We start from the raw sequence: 11614 nt of genomic DNA, 5'->3' as shown, positions 1-11614 counted from the left end.
TGAGTGCTCAAACTTAAGCAAAACGATTCTTCACTCGCCGGAGGTTAATTACCCAGTGGACCCTGTTCCCTCGATCTGCCCCCTTTGGGTGTACCGATAAGGTCATCCTCCGTCTGACGTGGTTGCCTTATTGGATCATAACAATCCGATAGGCAGTCACTGCGCATTTCCCCTGCGTTGGTTTCTGCTGATGCTATTTTTGCCCTTTCTACGGCAGGTTTGCCGTGGGTGCAACCTGAAGTTCATTCAATAAAAACTTCAGGGCGTGACAGTAAGGTTTGAACCATGCAAGTTAAAAATTTCACTCGGCAATTGCTCAATGTATTGAGCCGTAACCTGCCCCGCCGCCTGATCCGCCGGGAAACCATGCTAGACGGGCTTTCTGCGGGAAGTGCGGCCCATATCCCGGCAGACCTGACTCTACAGCGTTTGCAGTGTGCCAATGAAACGCCCCAGCAACTTTACCAACGTTTTCAAAGTCACCCCGAGGGGCTGACTGAGCAGGAAGCCGAGGCCATTCGCCTAAACAGTGGCAGTAATCTGATTGAGAATCAGCAAGCTGCTCCTTGGTGGGTTCACCTATGGCACTGTTATCGCAATCCTTTTAACTTACTCTTGACCATTCTGGCTCTGATTTCTTACGCCACGGAAGATCTCACCGCCGCGCTGGTGATTGGTGCCATGGTATTGATTTCCACCCTGATGCATTTTATTCAGGAAGCCCGATCTAACCGCGCAGCCGATACCCTGAAGGCCATGGTCAGCAACACCGCCACAGTGCTGCGAAGTGATGCTCATACTGGAAAGAGTGAACATCGCGAGCTGCCTATTTCCCAGTTGGTGCCGGGCGATATTATCAAACTGTCTGCTGGCGACATGATCCCGGCGGATCTCCGTATTTTGGTGGCGAAAGACCTGTTTATCAGCCAGGCCGCCCTGACCGGTGAATCGCTGCCGGTTGAGAAAGTGGCACAATGCCGTGAATGTGATGAGCAAAACCCATTGGAGCGGGATACCCTGTGCTTTATGGGCACCAATGTGGTGAGTGGATCTGCGCTCGCCATTGTCATTGGAACCGGTAACCAAACTTATTTTGGCTTACTGGCTGAGCGCGTAACTCATCAGGATGAGCAACCCAATGCTTTCCAAAGCGGCATCAGTAAAGTCAGTTGGTTGTTGATCCGCTTTATGTTGGTTATGACGCCAATTGTGTTGCTGATCAATGGCTTTACCAAAGGTGATTGGTGGGAGGCCGCGCTGTTTGCCCTCTCGGTCGCCGTGGGTTTGACCCCAGAAATGCTGCCAATGATTGTCACATCGACTTTGGCAAAAGGGGCAGTGAAGCTGTCAAAGCAGAAAGTCATCGTCAAACGGCTGGATGCTATCCAAAACTTTGGCGCGATGGATGTTCTGTGCACCGATAAGACCGGCACTCTGACTCAAGACAAGATTGTGCTGGAGAGCCACACCGACGTGTTTGGTGCCAATTGTGAGCGGGTACTGCGCTATGCCTGGCTCAATAGTTACTACCAAACCGGGCTAAAAAACCTGCTTGATGTGGCGGTACTCTCGTCCATGAGTGAATCCGCCAGCGCCGAATCTCAATCTGCCGACACGCTGGCGGGTTATCGCAAAATCGATGAAATTCCATTTGATTTTGAGCGCCGTCGCATGTCCGTGGTGGTCAGCGACAAATCGAATTATCACGAGCTAATCTGCAAGGGCGCATTGGAAGAGATACTGTCTATTTGCCGCCATGTCCGCCAGGGGGATGACGTTATCCCATTGACTGACGCGCTGCTGGCGCGCATTCGCCGCATCACTGATGAGCAGAACCAGCAAGGGTTGCGAGTGGTGGCCGTCGCGACACGGATTTTACCGGCATATCAGCGAGATTATGCTGTTATCGACGAATATGACCTGATTCTTGAAGGATATATCGCCTTCCTCGATCCGCCCAAAGAGAGTACCGCGCCCGCGCTGCTGGCGTTGAAAAACAGTGGCGTTAACGTCAAAATTCTTACTGGTGACAATGAGTTAGTGGCGCGTAAAGTCTGTAAGGATGTCGGGCTGTCTGTCGAGCAAGTCTTGCGCGGCAGTGATATCGAGCAGATGAGCGAAGCGGAACTGACCGAAGCGACCCGCACCACCACCGTGTTTGCCAAACTGACACCGATGCATAAAGAGCGCATCGTGCAAAACCTGCGCAATGCGGGCCATGTGGTTGGGTTTATGGGGGATGGTATCAATGATGCCCCGGCACTGCGGGCGGCTGATATCGGGATCTCCGTGGATTCGGCGGTAGATATTGCCAAAGAAGCGGCCGATATTATTTTGCTGGAAAAAAGCTTGATGGTGCTGGAACAGGGGGTGATAGAGGGCCGCCGCACTTTCGCCAACATGTTGAAATACATCAAAATGACGGCCAGCTCCAACTTCGGTAACGTTTTTAGTGTGCTGATTGCCAGTGCATTTTTGCCTTTCTTACCGATGCTGCCGCTACATTTGCTGATCCAAAACCTGATGTATGATATTTCCCAGATAGCCATTCCATTCGATAATGTCGACGAAGAGCAACTGGCCAAACCACAACGCTGGAACGCCGGTGATTTAGGGCGATTTATGGTGTTCTTTGGGCCGATAAGTTCAATCTTTGACGTTTTGACCTTCAGCCTGATGTGGTGGGTATTTAAAGCCAATACACCCGAAATGCAGACCTTGTTTCAGTCCGGCTGGTTCGTCGAGGGGTTGCTGTCCCAGACCTTAATTGTGCATATGATTCGTACTCGCAAAATTCCGTTTATTCAGAGCCGCGCCTCATGGCCACTGTGTCTGATGACATTGGCCGTGGTGGTGGTCGGTATCGGGCTGACCTTCTCACCACTGGCTGGATTCCTGCAATTACAGGCGCTGCCACTGTCTTACTTCCCATGGCTGATTTTGATTTTGACCGGTTATATGGTGACGACACAACTCGTGAAAGGCTGGTTTGTGAGGAGATATGGCTGGCAGTGATTTGATTTTTAATACAACGAGTGTTGCGCAGTGCGAAACATTCGCTATAATGTTTCTCGTGGCGCAACAGGGAACGAGAAATGATAAAAAGTTGGAAACACAAGGGACTGCAACGCTTCTTTGAAACGGGTTCTGCCGCTGGCATTAACCCTCAGCATGTTAAGCGGCTCCGCGACCGTTTACGATTTATCGACCTGGCGGAAACAATTGAAGATGTCAATGTCGCGGGGTACAAACTCCACCCGTTACAGGGTGACAGAGAAAACATCTGGTCAGTAACAGTGAGCGGAAATTGGCGCATTACGTTCAAGTTTACAGACGGAGATGCATTTATTCTTAACTACGAGGACTATCACTAATGAAAATGCATAATCCCCCACATCCGGGAGAAATGATTGAAGGAATCCTCGAAGATCTGGATCTCGGGATGAGAGAATTGGCGAGAGCATTAAACGTAGCACCGTCCACTGTCCAGCGGCTTGTCTCCTGTCACTCAGCCATTTCGCCGGAAATGGCCGTGAAACTGGCGGCGGTTTTGGGAAGCACTCCGGCCATGTGGCTTCGCCTTCAGGCGGCTTACGATCTCGCAAAAGCAGAAGAAAACATCGATGTTTCGAATCTGACTAAATTGTATAAACCGGAACCCGTATCGCTGCATAACTGATACGCTCAGATCCGACTCAAACAATCAATCGCGATGGCCTTAAAACTATCAAAATGCTGGCTACTCAATAAACGGCTCATGGAGCGCTCGCGCACAAAAGTGACAAACAGGTCATAAATGGCCATCGCCTCTTCATAATCCGTTTTACTGATAGCCAGCAAGAAAATCACATGAGCAACTTCGCCGTCCCCCCAGGCAATCCCCTCAGGGGCCAACAAAGTGACCACCACGGTTTTCTTGGCTAATAAGCCCAGTGAATGTGGCAGTGCAATCCCCTCGCCCAGCATGGTGGAGACTATCGCCTCCCGCTCGACGACTGAGGGGTAAAAATCCGCATCAACAAATCCTTCTTCTTCTAGCTGACTACAAACTTTTTTGAACAACTGCGCCTGGGTCATCGGCTGGTCGATAATCATAAAGTGATTGTTATCAAAGAATTTTTCCAGCATATAGGGCCGAGTTCGGTCGACTAAGACCAGCTTACCGAGTTGCTCTAATTGATATTCTGTCGGGAACGGCGACATCACCACCACCGGCTTGTTCTTCTCTGCTAATCGCGAATTGGAAATAATAAAATCTTCGTCGATATGGTCGAGATTTTCGTAATCACGCAGGGAAATAGTCTGGGTCATCACAATCTGCGGGTACTTACGGGAAATCTGCGCCTGAATCATTCGAGTGGTGGAATTCCCCGTATCACACACCAACATCACCTGCGGGTGGCGCTGATAACCAATGTTGTAATGGCGTTCCAAGCCGACCCCGATATGCAATACCAGATAGCCGATTTCATTTTCACTTAAGCTGTAAGGGGTGTATTTCCCCCAACTGGAAACTGCCGCCAGAGTGACATCATAGGCCATTGGGTAATGCTGTTTAATATTGGATAACAAGGGGTTAGGAATAGTAATCTGATATTTCACCCGCGTAATCATGGTTTTGATATGGGTGAGCAGGTCACTGCGCAACTGCTTATCGCCCTGTAAATTGTAGTTATAGTGAGCATTAATATACGAAAGGATATAATCCACCAGAGTCTCTTCGTCATCAGCATTAATCTCACTGGGGCGGCTGGTGCTGGGCTGGCTGGCTTGTACCCGACGGGCAGCAATATTCACCCGCAAATAAGCTTCTTCCGCCGCTGAAATGTCTTTACCGGATAACAGCTTGAGCTGATTTGATAAACAGCCAGAAGCCAACTTAACCGCCTCATCGACATCTTCAGCATCAAAATCAGATAATGGATAGCCGTCAGTGATGCGTTTTATCGCCACCGCACAGTAGAAAATCAGGTATTGCTCGCCCTCATCCGTTAACCGCACCTGGTATTGCGCGAGTAACTCATGCAGCAACCCCGTCAGTTCAGGAATAGTTTGGATACTGAGAAACTCATTATTTAATAACGGGTTATCAGCATCTTGCAGCTGTAACTGAAACAGTAAATCCGTCAGGCAGGTGCGAATGGCCAGCTCCGTTCCGAACAGTTTCATACCATAGCGCGGTTTAGTTTCAATCGTCAGATGGTAGCGATTTAACCTTTCTCTCACCTCAGCCATATCATTTTGCAATGTGCCACGGCTGACAAACCATTCATCGGCTAAATCTTCTAGTTTCAATGAAAAAGCAGAGGTCAGAAAACGGATGAGCAGATAATGCACTCGCTCATTGGCGGTGCGCGGCGTCAAATACATCTTACGATTTTGCTGCTGTAAAGCCCGGAAGCGCTCAGCATCATCAATCATCAGCCGATAACCAAAACCCCGATTATGGATAAAATGCGCACCATAATGCTCAAGAACCTCATTCAACGCCGTAATATCCGCCCGCACGGTGCGTGTCGAGACCGCAAAGCGTTTCGCTAACTCCTCCTGAGGTAGCGTTTCCGATTGCAATGCATCGAACATATAGGCCAGACGTTGATAGGGAAATCTCACTGCTCCACTCCGTTATTTAGGGCATTATTATTCTGAATATTAAGCCCCCCCTGCCAGCATGGCCGCAGGGGGCGCGGTATTTCACATTATTTTTTCTGTGCTGGCGGCAAAAACACCATTTGCGATGGGCTGCCGACGGCGGTATAGCCGGGTACAAAGGTCAATTTGCCACTTTGTGGTGAGACTTTAAAGCGGGTTATGTTATCGCTGCGTTGATTCATGGCATACAAATAGTGGCCGGTGGGGTCGAGCACCAACGTGCGCGGATAATCACCCCGCGTCCATACCTCGTCCACTGGCTTAAATTCACCAGCCTCCGTCACGGCAAACTGGCCGATACTGTTATGCAGCCGGTTGGCGACATATAAGAACTTACCGTCTTTCGAGAGCGTCAGACCGGCCGCAAAACTGGTGCCACGATAATCCGGCGGTAACGAAGAATGCGTATGTAACTGTTTTAAAGTGCCTTTTTCTGTATCCAACTGATAACTGGTCAGAGTCGAGGCTTCTTCATTGATTAAGAATAGCGTCTTACCGTTAGGATGAAAGACAAAATGACGTGGGCCGGCACCGGCGGATGAAGCGCTGATAAACGGCGGAGAGTTCGGTATCAACTTGCCATTATCCGCATCAAATTGGTATTGATAAATCCGGTCCAGCCCCAGATCTGTCGAGAAGACAAATTTGCCGCTCGGTGAGCTGGCAATCATGTGCGCATGTGGGCCATTGTGGTCACTGATGGCGAAACTGCCTTCTGCCGCCGCCACAGGTTTAGCCGCGCCCGCCGGGCCTTCATCTTGCTCGACTGAACTGGCCTCCGCGAGTTTACCGCCATTTTGCACCGGGAAAACCGCCACCGAGCCGCTGATATAGTTAGCGACCAATAAATGGCGGCCCGACGGCGTTAATGAGAGATACACCGGCCCGCCGCCCTGAGCATCAACCTGATTAATCAATGTCAAACTGCCATCAGCAGGATTGATACTGTATGCCGCAATCGCGCCGTGCTTGCCCCCATTGAAATCCGCCACTTCACTGGCGACATATAACGTTTTCCCCTGAGTATCCACCACTAGCTGTGCCGGATTCGCCAGTGAGCTGACCAGGGTTTTTTCACTTAATTCACCGGTTTTAGGATCAACCTGTAACCGGTACACCCCTTCCCCATTTGGGTTATAGGTTCCGACGTAAGCGAATGATTTATTAGCAGTCGGTTCAGCATGGGCCAGAGGATTAAATAGTGCGACCGTCGCCAAAGCCATGCCCGCTGACAGGCTTTTTAACCCCGTCAGGCCGGTTAAACCAGAATCTGTTGAGCTGTTATGCATATGGGTCCTTACTCATAGGGAACGATTATCGAATGGTATGGATTTATCCAACTTCACAGTCAGGGCAACCGGCTGGCCACCCCGTAGATACTGATGTTCTATCAAACTTGATACCAATAAATCAGAAGGTTACTGCACGATTTTTTTGACGATATTCAATAAGGTTTTCACATCTTCCGGACGGGTATTGCCGGTTTTGCTGTCGATAATCGAGCTATAAATATGCGGGATAATTTTCGTCACGCCAGCATCCAGCGCGATTTGCAGAATTTGCTCGAAATTCTCCAGATCAATACCGCCGGTTGGCTCCAGCCAGAAACCCGTTGCAGCACAAGCCTCGGCGACAAAACGGTATTCTTCGATAGAATCCAACCCATTCATCGGGAAGAATTTCACTGAACTGCCGCCCATATCTTTCAGCATGGCAATGGCAGTGGTGACCGGAACAATCGCGTCCTTTTGCTGAGAACTGAGTGGGCCGGTGGAAATCTTCACATAGCCCACTTTGCCAGTCGGTGAAATCAGGCCGTTAACCACAGTATCCTGCTGGCCCAGCAAGGCGCGGCTCGGGCCGACACCGGTAAAGACCTGATTCACATGCTGCGGCTGTACTTGGTGTGAAATCTGGCTGACCATCGCCGACTGCTTAGGGTCACCGGCTCCCAACCCAACCGACAAGGCATTGTCGATAAGTGCCGCGTACTCGCGCATATCTTTGACGGCGCTGTCGACATCCGGGTAATTCTTCGATAACACGCCCACCAGCACATGGCCTTCAGCGGCCTGATAAATATCGCGCGCATTGTCTTTAGAACCGGCCAGCACATTCAAACACACGCGGTCACGGTAATAATTTGGGGTCAGTTTCATCAGTTAGGCTCCCTTAACCAAGCGGTTAATGCAGGTGTAAATCGTCTCGAGCTGCGATGGCGTCACACTACGCACATCCACCTCAATCTTGCCTTCGTTGGCTTTGTAAGCGCGGAAGTAAATGGCGATATCGCCATTTTTGAGTGCCTCGACCAAATCTGGTGTTGAACGGCCAATTTTGGCTTCATCAAAACTGATTTCAGTGCGGGCAATATCACGCCCTGCTGCATCCCAAACCACTTTGGCTGATACACCATCAATAGTATTTAACTGACTGATAAATAGTGTCATTTTGTCAATCATCTGCTGGCCTGTTTCTTTCTCCAGCGTCATGTAACTTTCAATAGCGCGGGTCAAACCAAGGATGCCCTCTTTACCCACTTTCATCGCCCGACCAATGCCGTTTGATTGCAATTTCACCCAATCCACATAGGTTTTTTTGCCCAATACTAAGCCGCTGGTCGGCCCTTCAATGGCTTTGGCACCGCTGTAAATCACCAAATCAGCGCCCATTTGGTAGTAACACTGCAAATCTTCTTCTGCGGCGGCATCAACAATTAATGGCAATTGATGCTTACGCGCAATCACCACCGCCTGCTCAACGGACAGAATGCTTTTTTGCACACAATGGTGGGATTTTATATACAAGATCGCCGCCGTATTCGGCGTGATCGCCGCTTCCAGCTGTTCTGGCAAGCATTCATTGGCATAGCCCGCCTCCACCACTTTACCGCCACCCAAGGTCACCATAGTATCGACCGGCGCGCCAAAATTAACATTATGGCCCTTGGGCAAAACAATCTCGTGGGGCACAGTGAGCGGCGCGGCGTGCAAGTTAACCAATAAATTGGCATTGTCTTTGACAATCACGGCGGCGACCGACTGGGCAATCCCGGCAGAGGCGCAAGACACCACCACTGCACTTTCTACATTCAGTAAGTTGGCAATATAAGCGCCAGTTTGATTGACCAGATCTTTCATCACAAAGTAATGATTCAGACCCAATTCCACGGCCTCAACCACATCCTGCCGTGGCGTTGAGACGCCCAGCATCGTCATGCGGCCAGAAGCATTAATGACATGCTTTAACTGGTATTTTTCATAGACTGAAGACATCTTTTAACTTCCCTTCATCAGTTAATACTAAGTCACCGGCGACAACCGCAGCCAGTGGCACCAGATACTTCTCTCCGGTGACCGATTTACCCTCTGAATCACTGAATACCTGCGGCTGTTGTTTCAGCTCAAAAATAGTGAAATCAGCGTCATAGCCCATATCCAGCACCCCTTTATGGGTGAGGCGCAGGGCGTGTGCGGCATTTTCTGTCACACAGCGAATGACTTGATCAAGGCTCAGGCCGATAGTGAAAAATTTGGACATCACGGTCGCCAGGCTATGGACTGGCCCGTTCAGGCGGTTGCGGCAATAAATGTCGGAACTGATGGTGTGCGGGTAAATCCCTTGTTTGATGGCAAGCTCTGCCACATCAAAACTGAAGCTGGCACTGCCGTGGCCCACATCTAATAATACGCCGCGCTTCAGCGCCCGCTGAATAGACTCACGCAAGGCACCCGCTGGCGTCAAAATTCGGTTTGGTTTGCCATTGTAGCAATGGGTGATAATGTCGCCTTGTGTCAGTAAATCGGCAATTTCATCCAGATCCGGGGGGTTATTGCCAATATGCACCATTAGTGGCAACTGATTGTTTTCTTGCTGAATTTCTTTAGCGCGCACCAAAGGTTTGATGCCATTTTTACCGACTACGCTGCTACTCATACGCGCTTTAATGCCAATAATAAAACCAGGATTGCGGGCGATCGCCTGGCTGACACTGTGCTTATCAATCTGCGCCATATCGGCTAATTCGTTTTGCGTGACAATGCCGGTTTTCGCAATATTCAGGAAAGCATAAACATGGGTTTTGGCCGCGCGGGTTAAGCGGTAAAAATCATCCACATCATTGGCACCGGTGCTGCCTGCATCCACCACAGTGGTGACGCCACTGGCAACACCGACTAAATCGGCTTCATCATGATAAATAGGTGACGCGGGGTAACAGTGAACATGGGAATCAATCCAGCCAGCACTGAGGTAATATTTTCCAGCCAGATCCAACACTTTTTTAGCCTGTTTCGCTAAAAGCCCCGTTTGATTATTTTGTACCGCAGAAATAGCTGTATCAACTGCCACTATTTTGCCGTTATTTATTGCGATATCAACCTGACGGCCATCAACCAATACTGCGCGGGTGATAATAAAGTCATACATTATCTTTATTCTCCGTTATAGCCTTCTTAACTTGATGTCGCGGCGGGGTAAATATCCGGTTACTGGAATATTTACCCCGTGGATTAAGAGATTGCGACTGGGAAAATAGAACCTAAAATCATGGCCCCCAAAATTGCGCCACCGGTAATAGGTTTGTTCCACAGATAAAACAGTAATGCGCCGCCTAAAGAACCAATACCAATTGGAATTGAGGCGGTAATGGCAGACAAAATAATCAAGGGCCCCAAGAAGCGGCCAGATGAATTACCTGCGCCCATCATGACATCAGCACCGTAAGTTGAATTACTTTGGTTAATCGTAAATTTACGCGCCAAAATAATCAGATAGCCGATAGCCAAACCAATAACCAGGCCAGTCACCAAAGAAGCAGCGAAATTAGCAACCGGGAAGACGAACCCAGCCCCCAGCAATAATGCTGGCACACCCAAACCCACACCTGTTTGAATGGCACCACCGATATCTAAAATACCGACCAGTGAACCTTCGATAATTCGGGCGAATAAGAAGCTGGCACCAAACGCAGCCACTGCACCATAAACGCCGGTGTCCATTCCTGCTCGTAACATTGAAACAAAGGCCACTTCATTAAATGCACCGATCCCATATAAATAATACATATGGGTACCTGCAAATACGCCGGAGGATAATAATCCTACAAAGATCGGAAATGACCAGTCGGCATACCAGAAATTATTCTTGGTTTGTTCATCCATCATCAAGCTCCTCTCGCTGTGTTATTTTCCGCTTAATGCGTTATGAATGGTGTCGAGCCATACTGGTGCACTCAAACTAAATGACTCCAGGAATTTCAGATCGAATCCACGGAAGAAACCACTGAGCACGAATAACAGCACAATGACTGTCATCATGATTTTGGTGACTTTATTCCAGCCGCTTTCCTCAACACCTTTACCAATTAAAATACCCAAAACCAAGCCCGGTACTGCGTTGCCCATAATTAACTGCGCCAAACCGCCGAAAATAGTGGCCCAGAATCCAGAGCGACGCCCAGCATCAATTGCCGCTAACCAGAAAATAACTGGCATCACGGTGTTAACCAGAATATTTGCCGCGGGTACCAGCACTTTAATTGCCGTGACCTGTAATGCCGCAGGAACTGCCGATGCGGTGGTATTTAAAAAGCTGACGACGATAACCCCGATAATTCCGCAGGCAATCGCCATTTTTTTCGGGTTATGCATGGTTTCCGCCACATTACGATTTTTAATCATCAATGCTGCGGCACCCCAGTTAGGAATAATGCGGTGGTCGACGTCTTGAGTAAAAGCCCCTGCTGCTACTGAAGAAGCCCAGGCGTTGAAGAAGAATCCTAACCCAAAGGAAAAATGCGAAGCCGGATCGCCCTCACACGAGTTCAACTCGCCCAAGGTACGAAACGCCCCCATTCCCTGTATGGTCGGTGCGTGGAACATACGGGCGGCACCCACACCGACCCCCACACCGACCAGTCCGCCGATAATAATCGACTTAAAAAGAATGATTAGAAACATCA

Annotated in this window: 10 protein-coding genes; 3 read left to right on the top strand and 7 right to left on the bottom strand. The window is 49.4% G+C overall.

Features of this window, described 5'->3' with window-relative positions; all coding sequences use genetic code 11:
• Window positions 1–285: 285 nt before the first annotated feature.
• From mgtA to DX162_RS08155, 3 genes are all read left to right on the top strand, one after another.
• Window positions 286–3015 (top strand): magnesium-translocating P-type ATPase, encoded by a 2730-nt coding sequence (gene mgtA, locus DX162_RS08165; protein ID WP_004392348.1) that lies wholly within the window; start codon window positions 286–288, stop codon window positions 3013–3015.
• Between the two features lie 80 nt (window positions 3016–3095).
• Window positions 3096–3374: a type II toxin-antitoxin system RelE/ParE family toxin gene (locus DX162_RS08160; RefSeq protein ID WP_004392349.1), complete on the top strand. Its 279-nt coding sequence runs from the start codon at window positions 3096–3098 to the stop codon at window positions 3372–3374.
• Window positions 3374–3679, top strand: a complete 306-nt coding sequence (locus tag DX162_RS08155; protein ID WP_032820758.1) for a HigA family addiction module antitoxin — start codon at window positions 3374–3376, stop codon at window positions 3677–3679. Before DX162_RS08160 ends, DX162_RS08155 begins: the two co-directional genes overlap by 1 nt.
• Before the next feature lie 5 nt (window positions 3680–3684).
• Here DX162_RS08155 and DX162_RS08150 read toward each other — a convergent pair whose 3' ends face one another.
• The 7 genes from DX162_RS08150 to DX162_RS08120 all read right to left on the bottom strand — a co-directional run bounded on the left by DX162_RS08150 (window position 3685) and on the right by DX162_RS08120 (window position 11612).
• A complete protein-coding gene (locus DX162_RS08150; protein WP_004392351.1) occupies window positions 3685–5613 on the bottom strand; it encodes a BglG family transcription antiterminator in 1929 nt (642 codons plus the stop codon).
• An 86-nt stretch (window positions 5614–5699) separates the two neighbouring features.
• Window positions 5700–6941: a lactonase family protein gene (locus DX162_RS08145; RefSeq protein WP_004392352.1), complete on the bottom strand. Its 1242-nt coding sequence runs from the start codon at window positions 6939–6941 to the stop codon at window positions 5700–5702.
• Between the two features lie 129 nt (window positions 6942–7070).
• A complete protein-coding gene (gene dagF / locus DX162_RS08140) occupies window positions 7071–7811 on the bottom strand; it encodes a 2-dehydro-3-deoxy-phosphogluconate aldolase (RefSeq protein ID WP_004392353.1) in 741 nt (246 codons plus the stop codon).
• A 3-nt stretch (window positions 7812–7814) separates the two neighbouring features.
• Window positions 7815–8927: a DgaE family pyridoxal phosphate-dependent ammonia lyase gene (locus DX162_RS08135; RefSeq protein ID WP_032820760.1), complete on the bottom strand. Its 1113-nt coding sequence runs from the start codon at window positions 8925–8927 to the stop codon at window positions 7815–7817.
• Window positions 8911–10080, bottom strand: a complete 1170-nt coding sequence (locus DX162_RS08130) for an amidohydrolase/deacetylase family metallohydrolase (protein ID WP_004392355.1) — start codon at window positions 10078–10080, stop codon at window positions 8911–8913. Before DX162_RS08130 ends, DX162_RS08135 begins: the two co-directional genes overlap by 17 nt.
• A gap of 83 nt (window positions 10081–10163) precedes the next feature.
• Complete coding sequence (locus DX162_RS08125; protein WP_032815601.1) at window positions 10164–10814, bottom strand: DUF4310 family protein; 651 nt, start codon at window positions 10812–10814, stop codon at window positions 10164–10166.
• A gap of 21 nt (window positions 10815–10835) precedes the next feature.
• Entirely contained in the window at window positions 10836–11612 is a 777-nt protein-coding gene (locus DX162_RS08120; protein WP_004392358.1) for a DUF4311 domain-containing protein, read from the bottom strand.
• Between the last annotated feature and the right edge of the window lie 2 nt (window positions 11613–11614).

The organism is Yersinia kristensenii, assembly GCF_900460525.1.
Lineage (GTDB): Bacteria > Pseudomonadota > Gammaproteobacteria > Enterobacterales > Enterobacteriaceae > Yersinia > Yersinia kristensenii.
The sequence above is the reverse complement of the archived record's forward strand: the minus strand, read 5'-3'. Positions and strand labels throughout refer to the sequence as shown.

What these genes read in the sequence shown, in the direction of transcription:
- mgtA (WP_004392348.1), top strand. Translation starts at nt 286, where the DNA reads ATGCAAGTTAAAAATTTCACTCGGCAATTGCTCAATGTATTGAGCCGT.
- DX162_RS08160 (WP_004392349.1), top strand. Translation starts at nt 3,096, where the DNA reads ATGATAAAAAGTTGGAAACACAAGGGACTGCAACGCTTCTTTGAAACG.
- DX162_RS08155 (WP_032820758.1), top strand. Translation starts at nt 3,374, where the DNA reads ATGAAAATGCATAATCCCCCACATCCGGGAGAAATGATTGAAGGAATC.
- DX162_RS08145 (WP_004392352.1), bottom strand. Translation starts at nt 6,941, where the DNA reads ATGCATAACAGCTCAACAGATTCTGGTTTAACCGGCCTGACGGGGTTA.
- dagF (WP_004392353.1), bottom strand. Translation starts at nt 7,811, where the DNA reads ATGAAACTGACCCCAAATTATTACCGTGACCGCGTGTGTTTGAATGTG.
- DX162_RS08135 (WP_032820760.1), bottom strand. Translation starts at nt 8,927, where the DNA reads ATGTCTTCAGTCTATGAAAAATACCAGTTAAAGCATGTCATTAATGCT.
- DX162_RS08130 (WP_004392355.1), bottom strand. Translation starts at nt 10,080, where the DNA reads ATGTATGACTTTATTATCACCCGCGCAGTATTGGTTGATGGCCGTCAG.
- DX162_RS08125 (WP_032815601.1), bottom strand. Translation starts at nt 10,814, where the DNA reads ATGGATGAACAAACCAAGAATAATTTCTGGTATGCCGACTGGTCATTT.
- DX162_RS08120 (WP_004392358.1), bottom strand. Translation starts at nt 11,612, where the DNA reads ATGTTTCTAATCATTCTTTTTAAGTCGATTATTATCGGCGGACTGGTC.